This is a genomic window from Devosia salina (genome assembly GCF_019504385.1).
GTDB classification, from domain to species: domain Bacteria; phylum Pseudomonadota; class Alphaproteobacteria; order Rhizobiales; family Devosiaceae; genus Devosia; species Devosia salina.
Window position 1 is genome coordinate 245,071 of record NZ_CP080590.1, and the last position, 18,011, is coordinate 263,081.

The window sequence follows — 18,011 nt, forward strand, 5'->3', positions numbered from 1 at the left end:
GCCTGGTCGGGTGATCATGTCCGGATGAGCACGGCCCCGAAGCCCCTTGCCCCAACACGACCGGCGCGCCTGCCGCGGGCCGGTGCCGCTTTGGCACGCCTGCTCGATGCGGCCCCTGTGGGCATGGTGGTCGCCGATCTCACCGGCCGGATCTGCTACGCCAATCGCGCCTTTGGCGAGCTCCTGGGCTATCACTGGACCGATGATCTCGCCCTCAACGTTCTCGACCTGGTGGACAGCGAGAATGTCGCTGCGGCCTGGCTGCATTTCGATCGGTTGGCGCGCGGCGAAACCCGGCATTATCGCGGCGAACATCGCTGGCGCCATGCCGATGGCAGCCTGCTCTGGGTCATGGTGGCAGCAACGCTGCTGGAGGACCCGCCCGGCGCCCCCCGGCAATTGATCGTCCAGCTCACCAGCATTGAATTGCAGAAGCGCGCCGAGGAGGCCCTGGCCTATTCGGAAAGCCGGTGGAATTTTGCGCTCGAAAGCGCGCGGCAGGGTGTGTGGGATCACGACATCCGCAAGGACACCATGTTCTATTCGCGCATGTGGCGCCTCATGCGCGGCATTCCGCCCGACGAAGTGGTGGATGGCGACCGCCAGCAATGGCTCGAACGGGTGCATCCGGACGACCGGCCGCATATCCTTGCCAATGTCGACAAGCAGGACCAGGGCGACAGCGATTTTGATGCCCTCGAATATCGCGAGCGCAAGCGCGACGGCAGCTATGTCTGGATCCTGAGCCGGGGCCGCCCCGTGGAGTGGGACGAGGACGGCAATCCCATCCGAACCATCGGCACCGATACCGACATCACCCGCCTCAAGATCATGGAACAGGAACTGGCCGCCGAGAAGGAACGGCTGCGCGTGACGCTGGAATCCATGGCCGACGGCATGATCTCGACCGATCTCGATGCCCGCGTGGTGTTCATCAATCCAGCCGCGGAAAAGCTCCTGGGTCTCAGCGCTGCCCAGGCGGTCGGGCGCCCGGTCGACCAGGTCTTCCGCCTGCGCAGCGAAAGCGGAAATGGCGCGCTGCCGTGCCCGGTCCGGGCCTGCCTCGACAGGACCAGCCAGGTGCGCGTGGACGATGACAGCGTCCTCTGCGCCTTCGATGGCCCGCAGCGGGACATTCGCTGTACCGCCTCCCCGGTATTGGGCGAGGCCGGTGTGCTGACCGGCGCCGTGCTGGTGTTCCAGGACGTGACGCAGAGCCGCGCGCTGCAGCGCCAGCTGGCCCATTCTGCGGCCCATGATGCCCTGACCGGCCTGCCCAATCGCGCCGCCTTCGAGCGCGCCCTCTCCGACGCCATCACCGGTGCCCGTCATCGCTCCGGCCGGCACTGCCTGATCTATCTCGACCTGGACCGCTTCAAGCCGGTCAACGACACGGCCGGCCATGCCGCAGGCGACGCCTTGCTGCGCCAGGTGGGCCAGACCATCAGGGGCGTGTGCCGCAGTCACGACATGGCGGCGCGCATCGGTGGCGACGAGTTCGCGGTGATCCTCGAGGACTGCAGTATCGAGAATGGTCGCGGGGTCGCCGAAAAGATTGTTCGCGCCATTGGGGCGCTGGAATTTTCCTGGGTGGGGCGCAGCTATCGCATCGGTGCCAGTGCGGGGGTGACGATGATCACCGGCGCGCCTGCCTCCCCGCTCGGCTTCATGGGTGAGGCCGACGCGGCCTGCTATGCTGCCAAGGCCAAGGGCAGGGGCTGCGTGGTTGCCTATCCCGAAATGGCGCAGCGGCAGGGGCGCTGATCGAAGCGCGCAGAATGGCCTATGCCGAGGGAAGATAGGTTTCGGCGCAGAGCGCCACAAAGCTCTTCATGGCGGCCGACAAGGGGCTGGACTTGCGCCGGGCCACCAGCAATTGCCGCATGGCCCATGGCTCGGCCAGGGGGGCGCAGACCAGGTCCGTGCCCGCCAGCAGATGCAGGCTCGTGGAGCGCAGGAAGCCGATGCCGAAGCCCGCCTCGACCATGCGCACCAGGGCCGGGAAACTCTCGACCCGCAAGGCCTCGGTCAGCTTCTTTCCCTGCTTTTCGGCAGCCTCGCTCAAGAGGCGGTCGAGCGAACCCGCGTGGTGGATGCCCACAATGGCATGCGGAAGCACCGTGGCGAAGCTGACCGATTTGCGCGGCGCGATGGCGCCGGCCAGTTCATGCTCGGGCGGCACCAGCACCCATACCCGTTCATCCTCGAAGGGCCGGATTTCAAAGCGGGAAAAATCGTAATTGTCCGAGACGATGGCGATGTCGGCCTGTCCCTCATCGAGCGCCAGCAGCGCCTTGGCGGCGCCCATCTCGGAAATCGCGATCTCGATGCCCGGATATTTGGCGGCGAACTTGGCGAGCAGTTCCGGCAACCGGCCGGTCAGCGCCGAACTGGTGCAGGCCAGCCTGAGGCTGCCCCGATGGCCCGAACCGAAATCATCCATGATGGCGTCAAGGTCGGCGATCGAGCGCAAAACCGTCCGGCAGCCTTCGGCATAAGCCTCGCCGGCCTTGGTCAGCTTGACCCCATGGGCGGAGCGGTCGAACAGCACCACGCCCAGCCGCCCTTCGAGATCCGAAACCCGCCTGCTGACCGCAGAGGAGGCGATGCCCTCCCGCTCTGCGGCGCGCCCAATCGAGCCGGTTTCCGCCAGAAGCAGGATGAGGCGTGCGGTTACGCTGTCGAAAGGTGTCATGTCGTCTCCCCCGGGCACCATAGAGCATCGCCCGGAAAAGTGGGAACCGGTTTTCCGGGAAAGCCGATGCGTCAACAGATTTGCATCGCCCCAAAAAGTGGGAACCGGTTTTCGGACGAAGGCGATGCTTCAACAGATTTGCATCGCCCGGAAAAGTGGGAACCGGCTTCGGTGGCTGCGCGGACGCTCAACCCCCCGCGTTCCGTCCTCGGGCCTGACCCAAGGACCATTCACTTCAGGCACAGAAATTCCTGGAGCGCTTTCAGCAAAAGTGGACGCCACTTTTGCGGTTCGAAAGCGCGACAAAACAAAGAGATAGAGCTAGCCGCCCGCCAGAAGCAAGATGCCGCGCCCAAGATAGAACAGGCCTATGCCGGTCACCACCCAGCGGGTCCAGGCGCGGAAGCCGTCATCGCTCATGCGCTGCAAGATGTGGTAGCCGAGATTGGTTCCCGCCACCGCAAAGGGCGCGGCAATCACCACCAGCAACCAGTCATTGCCGCTCATGGCCGTCGCCAGGCCGCCATAGAACATCACCTTGGCCGCATGCGAGATCACCTGTGTCGCCGCCTTGGTGGCAATGATCTTGCGCCGGTCCATCAGCGTGCGGATGAAGAAGATGTCGACGGTCGGGCCGGAGGCGCCGACGGCCAGGTTCAGCCCCCCGCCCAGGAACCCGCAGAGAAAGGCGTGGTGCGGCTTGCTGGCATCGAGCGCCAACCAGTGCTTGGGAATCCACACCAGGATCGGCATGAGGCCGATGGCGATGCAGACGGTCGCCAGGTCGGGTGTGTAGCGCAGGATGTAGAGCGCCAGCGCCGCTGCAGCCAGCCCCAGGCAGATCACACCCAGCACCCGCCAGTCGATATGCTCGCGCGAAAACCAGGCGCGTGAGCCATTGGCGACGATCTGGATGGCCCCCTGCACCGCAATGGCGGTGGCGACCGGCAGCATGGCCAGCAGGACCGCCAGCAAGACCAGCCCGCCGGCCATGCCGAACACGCCCGACAGCGTCGAGGTCAGGAACACGCAAAGGGCGACAAGCGCAGCGGTCAGCAGCGGCAGCATGGGCAATCTCCTGCCACACTGATGCGCTCTCCATGCCCCTTCGGCCACCACCGCTTCGGCAAGGGGTCATGCCAATGTCACACTTTCTTTGTAACGTTGCATTTTTTGCGCAGATTGCATCTTGAATGGAACGCGCATTCCGATTTTTATAGTGGGCGCGAGTTTTTGATTTGCCCGATGGCCCGTTGACGGTCCTCCCGCCTCTCCCCTTCGGGTCCCACTTTAACTGACGTCTGGATACTTCCTTGATTACCCTCAAGGCTGGCCGCGAGCGTTCGCGCGGCGATGCTCGGGACCATGTTGCAGCAGCCCATGCCGGCAAGGGCATGGGGCCATTGAAGCGCATTACCCTGTTTTCCCTCCGCCACCCCTTTCAGGCGAGCCTCGCCGTTGGCGCCACGATCATTGCAGCGACGCTGCAATTGACCATCCCGCGTCTTCTCGGCCGCGCCATCGACGAAGCGCAGAATGTGCTGAGCGTGGCCGGCGAGGGGGCGCAGGAGGCGCTGATGGTGACCGCCTTGACGCTGCTTGGCGTCTCGGTGGCGCGCGGCCTCTTCACCCTGGTGCAGAACTATTTCTCGGAAAGCGTGGGCCACCATGTGGGCTACGAATTGCGGCTGGCCTTCTACGACAAGGTCCAGCGCCTCTCCTATTCCTATCATGACCGGGTGCATTCGGGCGATCTGATCACCATTGGCCTGCTCGATCTCGACGGGCTGCGCATGTTCTTTTCCACCGGGCTCGTCCGCACCGTCTTGCTCGCCGTGCTGATCGGCGTGGGTGCTTTCATGCTCTTCACCACCGATCTGCTTCTGGGCTTTCTGGCGCTGAGCTTCGTGCCCTTCGTGGCCTGGCGCTCCTCGGTCGCGCAGCTCACCCTGCGCGCCACCTGGCTGGTGCTGCAGCAAAAGCTCTCCGTGCTGACCCGGGTGATGGAGGAAAATCTCGGCGGCATTCGCGTGGTGCGCGCCTTTTCGGGGCAGAAGTTCGAGCTGGCCAAGTTCGACACGGCCTCAAAGGACGCGCTGGAACTGGCCCATCAGCGCGTGCGGGTGCGCGTCAACAACACCTCGATGATGACCTTTTCCTTCTTTGCCGCCATGGGCCTGGTGCTCTGGGTCGGCGGCAACAAGGTGATCGCCGGGGAGATGAGCGTCGGCACGCTCGCCAGTTTCCTCACCTTCATGACCATACTGCAGATGCCGGTGCGCCAGCTCGGCCTCATGGTCAATTCCTATGCCCGCGCCTCCACCTGCGGCGACCGCTTCTATGAATTCCTCGACGCACCCGTCGAGATCGAGGACAGGCCCGGGGCGGTGCCCCTCAAGGTCACCGAGGGCGTGCTGCGCTTCGAGGACGTTCATTTCACCTATCCTGGCGCCACGGTGCCCACCCTCAATGGCATCAGCTTCGAGGCCAGGGCTGGCCAGACCATCGGCATTGTCGGCGCCCCGGGCAGTGGCAAGTCCACGCTCGCCCACCTCATTCCGCGCTTCTACGACGTCACCTCGGGCCGCGTAACGCTGGACGGGCAGGACGTGCGCGACGTGACCCTGCAAAGCCTCCGGCGCTCGGTTGCGGTGGTGCAGCAGGACACGTTCCTCTTCACCACTACCATCGAGAACAACATCGCCTATGGCGATCCCTGGGCCAAGGATCGCAAGATCGAGCGCGCCGCCGAGAGCGCGCAATTGCACAATTACATCATGGGCTTGCCGGCCGACTACGACACCGTGGTGGGCGAGCGCGGCGTCTCGCTTTCGGGCGGGCAGCGCCAGCGCCTGTCCATCGCCCGTTCCCTCGTGCTCAAGCCCGCCGTCATGGTCTTCGACGATTCCACCGCCGCCATCGATGCCGGTACCGAGCACCGCATCCGCTCGGCCATCCGCCGCTTTGCCAGCGACCGGGTGACCATGATCATCGCCCACCGCCTCTCCTCGCTCATGCATGCCGATCTCATCCTCTTCCTCGAGGATGGCCGCATCGTCGAGCGCGGCAGCCACGAGGAATTGCTGGCCCAGGGCGGCCGCTATCGGGCCCTCTACGATCTACAGACCCGCCCCACCGACGAATTGGAGGCAGCCCAATGAGCGTGATCGACGACGACGAACGCGACGTGGCCGCCTTTCCCGGCCAGCGACCGCCCCGGGCTTCCGTGGGCAGCCACCGCATCGAGGAAGAGGTCTTTGGCAAGGCCTATGATCCGAAGACGGTTCGGCGCATCTGGGCCTATGTGCGGCCCTACCGGCACAAGATCTATCTCTCGGTCATTGCCGTGCTGGTCTTTACCGGCACCCAGCTGGCCATTCCGCTGATCATCGGCAATGCCATCGACAATGCCCTGGTGGCAGGCGGCGATCCCGCCAATCTGCTCTGGGCGGTCGGCGCCTTTGCCATCGCCGTGCTGTTCAATTTTGGCGCCTCCTGGGTGCAGGAGACCCAGGTGGGGCAAGTGGCAGAGCATGTGCTGTTCGACATGCGCCGCGCCATGTTCGCCCAGCTCCAGCGCGTGTCCCTGAGCTTCATGGACAAGACCGAGGTGGGCCGGCTGATGAGCCGCCTCCAGGGCGACGTCAATTCCATGCAGGAATTCCTCGAAACCTCGGTGATTTCGGTCGGGGACATGGTGCTGCTGTTCGGCATCGTCGCGGTGCTGCTGAGCCTCGATCCCTGGCTCGGGCTGCTGACGCTGGTCACCATGCCCGTCCTCTTCATCATCCGCATCTTCTGGCTGCCGCCGGCAAAGCGCGCCTTCTGGGCGGCGCATGAAACCAATTCACTGACCGCCGGGGCCATGGCCGAGGGCATCAATGGCGTGCGCACGGTGCAGAATCTCGATCGCCAGAAGGTCAATTTCGACCTCTATGACGACAAGGCCTACCACAATCTGCGCACCCAGCTGACCGGCTCGAAATTCGCCCAGGTCATGGTGCCGATTGTCGATACGCTCACCGGCATTTCCATGGCCACGGTGGTGGTCGTGGGCGGCGCCATGGTGCTCAATGGCAGTCTGCAGGTCGGCGTCGTGGTGGCGTTCCTGTTCTACATCCAGCGCTTCTTCGATCCGATCCGCTCGCTGACCATGCAATATTCGATCATGCAGCGCGCCATGACTTCGGGCCGCCGCATCACCGAAGTGCTCGACCTGCCCACGGTGATCGAGGACAAGCCCGATGCCGTCACCCTGACCGGGGACATGGACGGCTCGGTCGAGTTCCGCGACGTGGTCTTCGGCTACGATCCGAAGCGCCCGGTGCTCAAGAATGTCTCGTTCAAGGTCAATCCTGGTGAAACCGTGGCCGTCATCGGCCCCACCGGCTCGGGCAAGACCAGTGCCATGGCCCTGGTGCACCGCTTCTACGAGGTACAGTCGGGCGCCGTGGTCGTCGGCGGGCACGACGTGCGCGACGTGACCCAGGAAAGCCTTGGCGAACAGGTCGCCATGGTGCTCCAGGAGCCCTTCCTCTTCACCGGCACCATCTTCGAGAACATCCGCTACAACAAGGCCTCGGCCACCCGTGAGGATGTCATCGCCGCCGCCAAGGCGGTGGGCGCGCATGAGTTCATCGCCCGCTTCGCCAATGGCTATGACACCATGCTCGAGCAGCGCGGCTCCAACCTGTCGCTGGGTCAGCGCCAGCTCCTGAGCTTTGCCCGGGCGCTGGTGGCCGACGCGAAGATCCTCGTCCTCGACGAAGCTACCGCCAATATCGACAGCTATACCGAACGGCAGATCCAGAAGGCGCTGGAAATCCTCCTGAAGGGCCGCACCGGCATGGTCATCGCCCATCGCCTCGCCACCATCCGCGGGGCTGATCGCATCATCGTGCTGCAGAATGGCGAGAAGATCGAGGAGGGCAATCACGACCAGCTCATGGAACTGGGCGGGCTCTATTCGCGCCTCTACAACATGAACTATGCCAGCTTCGACGACATTCCCGACGAGCTGGTCGCCCAGGCCAATGCGAAGGCTGCGAGTACCTGAAGGGCACGGCGAAATCGGTGGGGTGACCTCGCAGGGAAAACACTTCCCTCATCCCCCATTCATCACGCCGTGCTAGAAAGGCGCGAAACGGGAGTGTCGCCCATGCGTCTGGCCTTGCTCGGTCTGTCTGCCGCTCTTGCCCTTCTGCCTGTTCCTGCCCTCGCCGATGCGCTCACCCTTATGGGCAAGTTGGGCAGCCGCGAGATCGTGGTGGAACTGACCCAGCCCCAGGACGGCGCCGTCGCGGGCCGCTTTGCCTTCATGGATACCGGTGGCGACGTGCCGCTTGTGCCGGTCTCCAGCGACGGCAAGACCTGGCTGCTCAATGAGGAAGCGCCCTGTGGCGAGGACGATTGCGTGCTCGATGTAAACGGCAAGCTGGTGGCCGCGCCCATCGCCGCCGTCTGGCAGCTGACCTATGACCCCGAGACCTATATCGCCACCGGTATCCGCCAATCCGTCGGCAGCAAGGCCAAGGAGCAGGCGCTGGAGCTCGCGACGATCGCCTGGCGGCCGCTGGGCGAAAGCGAGGAGGCGACGGCCTTCAGCCTGCACGACCGCTCGGCGCAATATGCCTTCATGATGGATTGGCAGCTGGACTGGAGCACTGCGCCCTATGAAATGACCCTCATGGATGTGCCGCTCAAGTTCGGGCCTGAGACGGGACTGGGCGGGGCGGTCTATCACGAGGTGGTCGACCCGCGGACACTATTCGCCTTTCCCCGCATCCTGTCCTTTGCCGATGGGGCGAGCGTCGAGCCGGCCAATGCCATCCTCGCCGACCGGCACGCGCGCATGAACCTGGCCGCCTTTGATTGCCTCGCCTTCCGCTTCGGCAGCTATGGCATGGGCAGCAATTGGGGTGATTTCGGCGGTCACCTGGGGGATTATGACCAGGAGCTGGTCGAGCTCAGCTATGCCTCGCCCCTTCTGGTGAGCTGGTCGCAGAGCGGTTCGCTCTTCTGCATGGGCGCCCATCCCTACAATCACGCCGACAGCTTCACCTATGACGTGGCGACCGGAAAGCCGCTGGACTTGCGCCAGGTGTTTTCCGCCTGGGTGCCGCGCGAATGGGGCGCCGCCCCCGACGAAGTCGCCGACACTGACCTCGCCTTCGAAAACCCCGATGCCTATCACTGGGGGCCGAGCCCCGAGCTGATCGCCTATGTGCGGGACAATCTCCCGCCCGAATATGCCGCCGCGGATTCGGAGATGGATGACGACTGCTATTCGGCAGGGTCGCTGGCCGACCAACTCGATATCCGCTTCGGTCCCGGGCCGAGCGCCATTTTCACCGCCTCGGGCTATCCGCACATCATGTCGTTCTGCAATAGCGACCTGCTGACCGTGCCGTTGGCCGAACTCGGCCGGTTCCTGGCACCCACTGCCAGGGACTACTTTCCCGAGCTCTCGGACTGATCGCTGTTCAGGTCCGGATAGATCAGGGCCGAGCATTGCCGGTTATTGGCGTCGAGCTTGGCCTGATCCGCGGCGGAAACCAGGCCGGTAAACACCGGCTCCCAGAGGTCGTCGCGTTTCACGCCCTCGAGGCCGCACTGGCAATAGATGGCGCAGAGCGCGGCGGTGGTGCCGCTCTCTTCGCAGCTCGCCTGGCAGGAATTGAGGAAGTCCATGTCGCGGCTGGTCTCCTGCGTCCCCATGGCCATGGAGAGCGGCACGATCACGGCCAGCAGCAGCGGCTGGTGCACCAGATAGATGACCAGGCTCCAGCGCCCCATCCAGCCCAGGACCCGGGCCACGATAGTGCGCGGCTGGCTTGCGGCCAGCCTTGCTTCCAGCCTCGTGCCGCGCACCAGCCGCATGGCAAGCACGCCCAGCAATACCACGCCCAGCCAGGGAAAGACCGGCACCAGGTCATTGGCCGGTGGTGGCACTTCCCAGAAGCCGAGCCAGGAGAACAGCTTCTCGTTGAAGAGCGGATTGGCAAACGAAAAATGCAGGCCGATCACCGCGATGGCGACCAGCCCGGTCAGCCACAGCGGGGTGAAGAGAAACGGCAGCGCGAGCAGGCTGGTCAGCGCAATGGCATGCAGCACGCCGAAATAGACAAAGCTGTCGGGAAAGGTGAACCAGGTGCCCAGCGTGATCAGCCCGGCGCCCCCGGCGATGAACAGCCAGCGCTTCCAGAAGGCTCGCCAGCGCATACCGTCTCCGTGCCCCAGCACCAGCCCGACCCCGACCAGCACCATGAAGGCGAAAAGGATCGAGCGGGCAAAGGCAACCCAGCCGGGGTCGTAGCCGACGTCGACAGGAATGAAGCGGTAATAGGAGAGGTCCCAGCACAGATGGTAGATCGCCATGGCCACGATGGCGACGCCGCGGGCGATGTCGATGATGGCGAGGCGGGGACGTGCTGGCTGGCTCATGCGGACGCCACGAGATGCCCGCGCACCACCGCCAGAAAATCATCGCCATAGCGGTCCAGCTTGCCCTGTCCGACCCCGGGCAGGTTGAGCATGTCGTGCGGATGGGTCGGTTGCGCCAGCGCCATGGCTTTGAGCGTCTGGTCATGGAAGATGACATAGGGCGGCACGCCCTGCGCCTTGGCCAGGCGCGTGCGTTCCGCGCGCAGCGCCTCGAACAGGGGTCGCGCATGCTCGGGGACGTCGATCGAGCGCGCCAGCGCGCGCCGCACCTCGACCGATTTCTTCGGCCGGTCCTTGCGCAGGGTCACATGGCGTTCCCGCTTGAACACCTCATGCGCAGCCGCGCTCAGGGTCAGCGCGCCGTGATTGGCGTGGTCGACCACGATCAGTCCCATGGCGGTCAATTGCCGTATCACCGATTGCCAGGCCTTGGGGTCGAGCTCGGTGCCCTGACCGAACACCTTCTGGTGCTGGTGGCCGAAACGGACGACCTTCTCGGTCTCCTTGCCCATCAGCACATCGATGATATGGGCCGCGCCAAAGCGCATGCCGGTGCGATAGATCGCGGCCATGGCCTTGATGGCCGCTTCCGTGCCGTCCCAGCTTTCCACCGGCGAGCGGCAGGTATCGCAATTGCCGCAAGGCTGCGGATAAGTTTCCCCGAAATGGCTGAGGATGGCCTGGCGCCGGCAGGAGGCGGTTTCGCACACACCCAGGAGGGCATTGAGCTTGCCGTGTTCGAGCCGCTTGATTTCGTCGGGCGCATTGCCCTCCTCGATCATGCGGCGGCGCTGCACCACATCGGCCATGCCATAGCTCATCCAGGCATCGGCAGGCTGTCCGTCGCGCCCGGCGCGGCCGGTCTCCTGGTAATAGGCTTCGATCGAGGCCGGCAGGTCGAGATGGGCGACATAGCGCACATCGGGCTTATCGATGCCCATGCCGAAGGCCACCGTGGCGACGAGGCACAGACCCTCTTCCTTGAGAAAGGCATCCTGATTGGCCGAGCGCAGTTCGGCGCTCATGCCGGCATGATAGGGCAGGGCGCGGATGCCCTTGCCGGAGAGCCAGTCGGCGACATCCTCGACCTTGGCGCGGGAAAGGCAATAGACGATGCCGCTATCGCCCTTGTGCCCGGAGAGGAATTCCAGCAACTGCTCGCGCGGCTTGTCGCGCTCGACGATGGAATAGGAAATATTGGGCCGGTCGAAGCTGGTGGTGAAGACCCGGGCCTGTTCCAGCCCCAGCCGCTCGATGATGTCCTCGCGCGTGGTCGGGTCGGCGGTGGCGGTCAGCGCGATCCGGGGCACGCCGGGGAAGAGTTCAACGAGGTGGATCAGCTCGCGATATTCGGGCCGGAAATCATGGCCCCACTGGCTCACGCAATGGGCCTCGTCGATGGCAAAGAGCGCGATCCGCGTATCGGCCAGCATATTGGCAAAGCCGGGCGTCGCCACCCGTTCCGGCGCCACATAGAGCAGGTCCAGTTCGCCCCGCCGCAATTGCCGGCGCACGTCGCTCGCCTCTTCCTGTGTCAGCGAGGAATTGAGCGCCGCCGCCGCCACTCCGGCCTGCCTCAGGGCCTCGACCTGGTCGCGCATCAAGGCGATCAGCGGCGATATGACGATGCCCACGCCGTCCCGGCAGATGGCGGGGATCTGGTAGCACATGGACTTGCCCGCGCCGGTGGGGAACAGCACCACCGCGTCGCCGCCTTCGGTCACATGGTCGATGACCTCGGCCTGCTGGCCGCGAAAATCGCGATGGCCGAAAATGTCGCGCAGCACCGCGAGCGGGCTGGGCCGCTCGTGGCGATGGGGCGAGAACAGGTCGAGCGACTCAATGGCTTCCACAGCCCTTTTGAATCACGGGGGCCAGGGGGAGGCAACCGCATCCGGCACGCTACCCCCCGATGATCTCCCCGCCATTGGGGTGCAGCACCTGCCCGGTGATGTAGGAACTCTCTTCGCAGGCGAGGAACAGGTGGCTCGTTGCCACCTCATTGGGCTGGCCCGGCCGGCCCAATGGCTGGCTGGCCCCGAATTCCGCCACCTTGTCGGCCGGGAAACTGGCCGGGATCAGCGGCGTCCAGATCGGGCCGGGTGCGACGCCATTGACGCGGATACCCTTGCCGGCAAGGCTTTCCGAGAGCGATCGGGTAAAGGCGACGATGGCGCCCTTGGTCGCGGCATAATCCATCAGTGACGGCGAGCCCCGATAGGCCGTGATCGATGTCGTGTTGACGATCGCCGACCCCTTTCTCAGATGCGGCAGCGCGGCCTGCGTCATGAACATATAGCCAAAGAAATTGGTCTCGAAGGTGCGCCGCAACTGCTCTTCGGAAATGGCCTCGAGCTCGGTCTGCATATGCTGCTCGGCCGCGTTGTTGACCAGCACATCGAGCTTGCCGAATTTTTCGACCACCTGGCCGACCACACTCTCGCAAACCGCCTTGTCGCTGACATCGCCGCGCAGCAGCAGCGCCTCCTTGCCCTCCGCCTTGACGGCCTCGGCAGTGAGCCTCGCGTCATCGGTCTCTTCGAGATAGACCAGCGCCACCTCGGCCCCTTCACGGGCAAAGAGGACGGCGCAGGCACGCCCGATCCCGCTATCGCCACCGGTGATGATGGCGACCTTGTCCTTGAGGCGCCCATTGCCGGGGAATTTCGGCATGTAATCGGGCTTGGGATGCATTTCGCTTTCCCGCCCCGGCTGATGGTCCTGGGTCTGGGGCGGGTTCATGGGCTTGGCGGCCGAGCCGGACATGGCTGTCTCCTAGTGATGCGCGTGGTGCTCTTGGTTCCGCTTGCGGGTTGCGGCGGCCTTTTTTGCGGAAGCTGAGCGCTCCGATGCGGGCCGATTGGCCGAGGCTTCGCCGCCCTTCTTGCCACCCTTGTGGGCGGCAGGATGATCTTTGTGCGTGCCGCGTCCGGAGCCGGACTTGTTGCCGCCGCCATCATCCTTGTTGACGGTGGCCCAGGCGCGCCGCTCGGCCTCCTTATGCGATACGCCACGATCCTCGTAACGCTCCTCGATATGCTCGGCCTTGCGCTTCTGCTTGTCGGTATAGGCGCTCTTGTCACCCTGGGGCATGGCTGCTCTCCTGTTGCAAAGGTGAGGCGCGGCGCGGGTGGGACAAAGGCCTGGGTCAGGTTGAGTGACTGATGCGGGAAACCGGAAAAACCGCACCAAAAGCCCTATACCACCACGTCCGGTTGACGCGCGCCGGCCAGATTGGGGGAACGGGCAGGCGCCGCGGCGGTTGCTCCGGGCCCGATCACAAATCGGGCCGGATGCGGGGCAGGGGTCTGCTGAGAAAAGGCGAATTGCGCTTGACGAAGCGCCACGGAGTCTCGGCGCCCTTGGTGATCCCGATGCGCGGCCCGGTGGCGATTTCATGCGCGGTGTCGGCAGGGTGAAGGGCAAACGGGGCTGCATCCAGAGCCAGTCCGTCATGCCGGAGATCGATGCCCAGCGCCTGCGCCAGCTTGCCCGGCCCCGAGCAGAGGTTTTTCTCCGCCATGGCGCCGCGCCGTTCCGCCATGCGGTCGAGCCCCATTGTCGGCTCCAGCGCCCGGATCAATATGGCGCTGCCCGGCCGGCAGACGAAATTGAGGCAATAATGGATGCCATAGATCTTGTAGACATAGGCATGGCCCGGCGGCCCGAACATCACCCGGTTGCGCGGCGTCGGCCCGGCAAAGCTGTGCGAGGCCGGGTCATGCTCGTCATAGGCCTCGACCTCGACGATCCGGCCGCCCGCACCGTCGAACAGCATGGTCATGCCGATGGCATCGTGGGCCACCTCCAGCACGGGGCGGTCGAAAAAGCTGCGTGTAATCAACTCTGGCACTCTCGTCACAACGCGCCCACTCTGTCGTCACCGCGGCGGGCAAGGCAAGCGCGGCTAGGCGCCATTGGGCATGTTCCGGCGAACAATGCCTTCGCCACTGTTCCCTTTGTTGCCGGCCCGGCAAGGGCTACATCCGGGGCAACAGTCATTTCACAGGAGGTCGACATGATCGACACATCCGTCCAGACCAATGTGCGCTCCCAGCCCATCCTGCCCCTCACCACCACGCTGGGGCCCGTGCACCTCGCCGTGACCGACCGCCAGAAGGCCCTCGCCATCTGGCAGGACGTGGTCGGGCTCGACCTGATCGAGGAGCAGGGCAATGCCCTTTCCATGGGGGCGGGCGGCAAAGTGCTGATCGTCCTCGAAACCGGCGCCACTCGCCCGGTCGCACCCCGCACCATCGGTCTTTATCACGTCGCCATCCATGTGCCCCATCGCGCCGACCTGGCGCAGATGGCGGTGCGGGCGCTGCAGCGCAATGTGCGCATCTCCCCCACCGATCACCTCGTCTCCGAAGCCATCTATCTCTGGGATCTCGATGGCAACGGCATCGAGATCACCTTCGAAACGCCCTGGCGCGGCAGCCTGGGTGATCCCGACAAGGGCCAGACCTATGCCATCACGGCCGAGGGAAAACCCCATTCGGGACGCGAGCCGATCGACCTCGACGGGCTCCTCGGCGAATTGGGCGAGAACCCGGCCCTGGCGCCCCGCATGCCCGCCGGCACCCGCATCGGCCATGTGCATGTGCATGTGAACGACCTCCACCGCGCCATGGATTTCTACCGCGACGTCCTCGGCTTTGCCGGCTTCCTGCTCATCCAGTCCTTCGGCATGGGCGATGTCGGGCTCGACTACATGCCCCATACCCTGGCCTTCAATATCTGGTCGGGCCCCAATGCAACCTTGCCGCCGGCCGGCTCGGCGGGCCTCCGCTGGTTCACGATCGCGCTGCCCGATGCCGAAAGCCTGGCGGCCCTCAAGGCCCGGCTCGAACAGGCCGGCGCCCCGCTTGAAGTGGTCGGCAATGATCTCGAAACCCGCGATCCCTTCGGCAATCGCATCCGTCTCGAACTCGCCGACTGATCTGGACAGCGTCTGCGGCGACAGCGACAATGTCGCCCTGTCGCTTTGGAGGAAAGCCATGCAGGGTCCGCGGGACGTCATTGAATTCTGGTTTGTCGAGCATGGCTATGAGGACTGGTTCGGCGGCAAGACCGAGTTCGATGCCAAGCTGGCGGCCCGCTTTGGCGACCTGCACCGGCGCGTGAGCCGCGGCGAGGCCTGGCACTGGCGCGAAACCGCCAATGGCCGGCTCGCCGAGGTGCTCATGCTCGACCAGTTCTCCCGGCAATTGCATCGTGGCGCCGCCCGGGCCTTTGCGCAGGACGGCATGGCGCTGGTCCTGGCGCAGGAAGCCATCTTCGATGGCGCCGACAAGGAGGTCGATGCCAGTCGCGCCATGTTCTTCTACATGCCTTTCATGCATGCCGAATCCCTGGTCATCCAGGACGAGGGCGTGCGGCTGTTCGAGGCGCTGGGCAACAAGGACGCGCTGCAATTCATGGTGGACCACCGCGACACCATCGCCCGCTTTGGCCGCTTTCCCTTCCGCAACAAGGCACTTGGCCGCCACAGCACGCCTGAGGAACTGGCCTATATGGCCGAAAAGGGCGACCGGGTGTTTTGATCCCGGACGCGGCAACCCTTCGGGGCGCCTGCCGTTGGGACTTCAAAGGAGAAGTCCCATGGAATATGCCGGCCCCACACTCTGGCTCATCGCGCTGACCGTCGGCGTTCTCGTCCTGGGCGGCGCCGCCGTCTACGGCATCATGCGCAATCGCAGCCGCACCCTGTCCGAGCGGGTGACCACCGAGGTCGAAACCCGCCGCGAATACGAGCGCGAGGACCAGGACGGTTGAGGCAAAAGGGGCGCCGCAGCGCCCCTTAAGAATATCAGGCCACCAGGCCCTTGGTCAGCTCAAGCGCCTGTCGCTCGAACAGCCGCCGATAGATACCGCCATGCAGGCGGATCAGTGCCTGGTGGTCGCCTTCCTCGACAATGCGGCCCTTGTCGAAGACCAGCAGCCGGTCGAGTGCCCGCACCGTCGAAAGCCGGTGGGCGATCACCAGCGTCGTCCGGCCCTGCATCAGCCGTTCCATGGCCTGCTGGATCATCACCTCGCTCTCGCTGTCGAGACTCGATGTTGCTTCATCGAGAATGAGGATCGGCGCATCGGCCAGGAAGGCCCGGGCGATGGCGACGCGCTGCCGCTCCCCTCCCGACAGCTTCACCCCGCGCTCGCCCACCAGCGTCTCATATTGCTTGGGCAGGCTCATGATGAAGTCATGGGCATTGGCCTGTTCGGCTGCCTCCATGATCTCGCCGCGGCTGGCATCAGGACGGCCATAGGCGATGTTTTCGGCCAGCGTCCGGTGGAACAGAATCGGCTCCTGCTGCACGATGGCGATCTGCCCGCGCAGCGAGGCCTGCTGGTGTTCGGCAATGTTCTGCCCGTCAATGGTGATGGCACCGCCACTCACGTCATAGAGACGCTGGATGAGCTTGACGAAAGTCGTCTTGCCCGAGCCCGAATGCCCCACCAGCCCGACCCGCTCGCCCGGCCTGATCTCGACCGAAAAGTCGCGATAGAGCGGGGTCGGATGGGCGCCATACTGGAACGTCACATTGTCGAACCGGATGCCGCCATCGCTGATGGCAATGGGCTTGGCGCCGGCCTTGTCGTCAATGCCCAGCGGCATCGATGTCAGGGCCACCAGTTCCTCCATGTCGTTGACCGAGCGCTGCAGGTTGCGGATATGCATGCCCACATCGCGCAGATAACCCTGCAGCACGAAGAACATGGCGAGCACGAAGGTGATGTCGCCCGGGCTGGCCAGCCCCTGCGTCCACATATAGAGCCCCGTGCCCAGGATGCCCGCCTGCATCGACACCATCATGAAGCCCTGCAGGGTGCCGTTGAGCGTGCCGCGCTTCCAGGTGCGGCGCGTGCGGCTGTCCCACTTGGACATGACATGGCGCATGCGGCTCTCCTCGCGCGTCTCGGCGCCAAAGGCCTTGACCACGCTGTTGCAGCTCACCGCATCGGCCAGTGCCCCGCCCAGGCGCGTATCCCAGGCATTGGCCAGGCTCGCCGCCGGCGCCACATAGCCCATCGACATGGCGACGGTGAAGCCGATGTAGATCAGCGAGCCAATGGCCACGATCAGGCCCATGACCGGCCAGAAGCTGCCCAAGAGGATCGAGGCACCCACCAGCATCACCACCGAGGGCAGGAGCGCGACCAAGAGGATATCGTTGAGCGCATCGAGCGCCCACATGCCGCGGGTGATCTTGCGGACCGTGGAACCGGCAAAGCTGTTGGCATGCCAGTCGGTCGAGAAGCGCTGCACGCGGTGGAAACCGTCATTGACGATATCCGCCATCATCTTGAGCGTCAGCTTGATGATGCCGTGGAAGATGAAGAAGCGCAGCACCACGCTGGTCAGGCCCAGGCCGACCACCACGGCAAAGGCCCGCAACGCGTCGGCCGTCGCCGAACTGTCGCTGCCGGCTATGGCATCCACGATGCGGCCAGAAAACAGCGGCACCATCACTTCGGCCAGGGTGGAGACAATGACGAGGCCGCAGATCAAGACGATCCGCGCCGGCTGTCCCCGCCAGTGACCAAAGGTGAAGCCGAGCACATTGCGAAAGGCATCGGCACGGAAATCGAGCTTCTTGCGACTCATTTTTGTCTCCGGCGCCGTTCTCCGGCCACCGGTTCCTCGAAAAGGGAAGAATAGAGCGCAGTTGGGGCCGGAATGGACGACGCCCGAAGGCGCGGCTCAACTGCAGGACATACGGAAAAGACCGCTTGCGATCAGGCCGGAACGGCGGATCGCGGGGAACAAGGACCTAAGGTCGGCACTTGCCCGCAAGGGGAGAGAACATCGGTGCTGTCATGCAACGCCTCCCCCTGGTTCGAAAAATGAAGCGGCGAACGGTTTGTAGCC

General features: G+C 64.6%; 15 protein-coding genes. 7 read left to right on the top strand and 8 right to left on the bottom strand.

Features of this window, described 5'->3' with window-relative positions; genetic code table 11:
• The first annotated feature begins 24 nt into the window (after positions 1–24).
• Entirely contained in the window at positions 25–1,764 is a 1,740-nt protein-coding gene (locus tag K1X15_RS01245; protein WP_220305713.1) for a PAS domain S-box protein, read from the top strand.
• Positions 1,765–1,783: 19 nt separating this feature from the next.
• Here the strand turns inward: K1X15_RS01245 and K1X15_RS01250 are convergent, their stop codons facing one another.
• Positions 1,784–2,695 carry a LysR family transcriptional regulator gene (locus tag K1X15_RS01250; protein ID WP_220305714.1) on the bottom strand — a complete coding sequence of 304 codons (912 nt, stop codon included), beginning with the start codon at positions 2,693–2,695 and terminating at the stop codon, positions 1,784–1,786.
• A gap of 321 nt (positions 2,696–3,016) precedes the next feature.
• On the bottom strand, positions 3,017–3,763 hold the full coding sequence (locus tag K1X15_RS01255) for a TSUP family transporter (RefSeq protein WP_220305715.1): 747 nt from the start codon (positions 3,761–3,763) through the stop codon (positions 3,017–3,019).
• Positions 3,764–4,089: 326 nt separating this feature from the next.
• On the opposite strand from K1X15_RS01255, the gene K1X15_RS01260 reads away from it, so the two are divergent.
• The 3 genes from K1X15_RS01260 to K1X15_RS01270 all read left to right on the top strand — a co-directional run bounded on the left by K1X15_RS01260 (position 4,090) and on the right by K1X15_RS01270 (position 9,170).
• The gene (locus K1X15_RS01260) at positions 4,090–5,856 is read left to right on the top strand and encodes an ABC transporter ATP-binding protein (RefSeq protein ID WP_220307382.1); all 1,767 of its coding nucleotides are present in this window, start codon (positions 4,090–4,092) and stop codon (positions 5,854–5,856) included.
• Positions 5,853–7,751: an ABC transporter ATP-binding protein gene (locus K1X15_RS01265; protein WP_220305716.1), complete on the top strand. Its 1,899-nt coding sequence runs from the start codon at positions 5,853–5,855 to the stop codon at positions 7,749–7,751. The genes K1X15_RS01260 and K1X15_RS01265 overlap by 4 nt, the downstream gene beginning before the upstream one ends.
• Positions 7,752–7,853: 102 nt before the next feature.
• On the top strand, positions 7,854–9,170 hold the full coding sequence (locus K1X15_RS01270; RefSeq protein ID WP_220305717.1) for a hypothetical protein: 1,317 nt from the start codon (positions 7,854–7,856) through the stop codon (positions 9,168–9,170).
• Here the strand turns inward: K1X15_RS01270 and K1X15_RS01275 are convergent.
• The 5 genes from K1X15_RS01275 to K1X15_RS01295 all read right to left on the bottom strand — a co-directional run bounded on the left by K1X15_RS01275 (position 9,146) and on the right by K1X15_RS01295 (position 13,991).
• On the bottom strand, positions 9,146–10,138 hold the full coding sequence (locus tag K1X15_RS01275; RefSeq protein ID WP_220305718.1) for an acetyltransferase domain-containing protein: 993 nt from the start codon (positions 10,136–10,138) through the stop codon (positions 9,146–9,148). The two genes, K1X15_RS01270 and K1X15_RS01275, sit on opposite strands and share 25 nt — an antisense overlap.
• Positions 10,135–11,991, bottom strand: coding sequence for a DNA helicase RecQ (gene recQ / locus K1X15_RS01280; RefSeq protein WP_220305719.1), 1,857 nt, complete (start codon positions 11,989–11,991; stop codon positions 10,135–10,137). Before recQ ends, K1X15_RS01275 begins: the two co-directional genes overlap by 4 nt.
• Positions 11,992–12,040: 49 nt before the next feature.
• Complete coding sequence (locus K1X15_RS01285) at positions 12,041–12,904, bottom strand: SDR family oxidoreductase (protein ID WP_240549618.1); 864 nt, start codon at positions 12,902–12,904, stop codon at positions 12,041–12,043.
• 9 nt (positions 12,905–12,913) lie between these two features.
• On the bottom strand, positions 12,914–13,231 hold the full coding sequence (locus K1X15_RS01290) for a plasmid stabilization protein (protein ID WP_220305720.1): 318 nt from the start codon (positions 13,229–13,231) through the stop codon (positions 12,914–12,916).
• A gap of 184 nt (positions 13,232–13,415) precedes the next feature.
• Positions 13,416–13,991, bottom strand: a complete 576-nt coding sequence (locus tag K1X15_RS01295) for a DNA-3-methyladenine glycosylase (protein WP_276315286.1) — start codon at positions 13,989–13,991, stop codon at positions 13,416–13,418.
• A gap of 165 nt (positions 13,992–14,156) precedes the next feature.
• Here K1X15_RS01295 and K1X15_RS01300 point away from each other — a divergent pair, with 165 nt between their 5' ends.
• From K1X15_RS01300 to K1X15_RS01310, 3 genes are read left to right on the top strand one after another with little or no spacing between them, the layout of a single operon-like run.
• On the top strand, positions 14,157–15,080 hold the full coding sequence (locus K1X15_RS01300; protein WP_220305721.1) for a VOC family protein: 924 nt from the start codon (positions 14,157–14,159) through the stop codon (positions 15,078–15,080).
• A gap of 58 nt (positions 15,081–15,138) precedes the next feature.
• On the top strand, positions 15,139–15,684 hold the full coding sequence (locus tag K1X15_RS01305; protein WP_220305722.1) for a DUF924 family protein: 546 nt from the start codon (positions 15,139–15,141) through the stop codon (positions 15,682–15,684).
• A gap of 58 nt (positions 15,685–15,742) precedes the next feature.
• Complete coding sequence (locus tag K1X15_RS01310) at positions 15,743–15,916, top strand: hypothetical protein (protein WP_220305723.1); 174 nt, start codon at positions 15,743–15,745, stop codon at positions 15,914–15,916.
• Positions 15,917–15,950: 34 nt separating this feature from the next.
• Here K1X15_RS01310 and K1X15_RS01315 read toward each other — a convergent pair whose 3' ends face one another.
• The gene (locus K1X15_RS01315) at positions 15,951–17,747 is read right to left on the bottom strand and encodes an ABC transporter ATP-binding protein (protein WP_220305724.1); all 1,797 of its coding nucleotides are present in this window, start codon (positions 17,745–17,747) and stop codon (positions 15,951–15,953) included.
• Positions 17,748–18,011: the final 264 nt, after the last annotated feature.

What these genes read in the sequence shown, in the direction of transcription:
- K1X15_RS01290 (WP_220305720.1), bottom strand. Translation starts at nt 13,231, where the DNA reads ATGCCCCAGGGTGACAAGAGCGCCTATACCGACAAGCAGAAGCGCAAG.
- K1X15_RS01300 (WP_220305721.1), top strand. Translation starts at nt 14,157, where the DNA reads ATGATCGACACATCCGTCCAGACCAATGTGCGCTCCCAGCCCATCCTG.
- K1X15_RS01275 (WP_220305718.1), bottom strand. Translation starts at nt 10,138, where the DNA reads ATGAGCCAGCCAGCACGTCCCCGCCTCGCCATCATCGACATCGCCCGC.
- K1X15_RS01255 (WP_220305715.1), bottom strand. Translation starts at nt 3,763, where the DNA reads ATGCTGCCGCTGCTGACCGCTGCGCTTGTCGCCCTTTGCGTGTTCCTG.
- K1X15_RS01250 (WP_220305714.1), bottom strand. Translation starts at nt 2,695, where the DNA reads ATGACACCTTTCGACAGCGTAACCGCACGCCTCATCCTGCTTCTGGCG.
- K1X15_RS01260 (WP_220307382.1), top strand. Translation starts at nt 4,090, where the DNA reads ATGGGGCCATTGAAGCGCATTACCCTGTTTTCCCTCCGCCACCCCTTT.
- K1X15_RS01305 (WP_220305722.1), top strand. Translation starts at nt 15,139, where the DNA reads ATGCAGGGTCCGCGGGACGTCATTGAATTCTGGTTTGTCGAGCATGGC.
- K1X15_RS01310 (WP_220305723.1), top strand. Translation starts at nt 15,743, where the DNA reads ATGGAATATGCCGGCCCCACACTCTGGCTCATCGCGCTGACCGTCGGC.
- K1X15_RS01315 (WP_220305724.1), bottom strand. Translation starts at nt 17,747, where the DNA reads ATGAGTCGCAAGAAGCTCGATTTCCGTGCCGATGCCTTTCGCAATGTG.
- K1X15_RS01245 (WP_220305713.1), top strand. Translation starts at nt 25, where the DNA reads ATGAGCACGGCCCCGAAGCCCCTTGCCCCAACACGACCGGCGCGCCTG.
- K1X15_RS01265 (WP_220305716.1), top strand. Translation starts at nt 5,853, where the DNA reads ATGAGCGTGATCGACGACGACGAACGCGACGTGGCCGCCTTTCCCGGC.
- K1X15_RS01270 (WP_220305717.1), top strand. Translation starts at nt 7,854, where the DNA reads ATGCGTCTGGCCTTGCTCGGTCTGTCTGCCGCTCTTGCCCTTCTGCCT.
- K1X15_RS01285 (WP_240549618.1), bottom strand. Translation starts at nt 12,904, where the DNA reads ATGTCCGGCTCGGCCGCCAAGCCCATGAACCCGCCCCAGACCCAGGAC.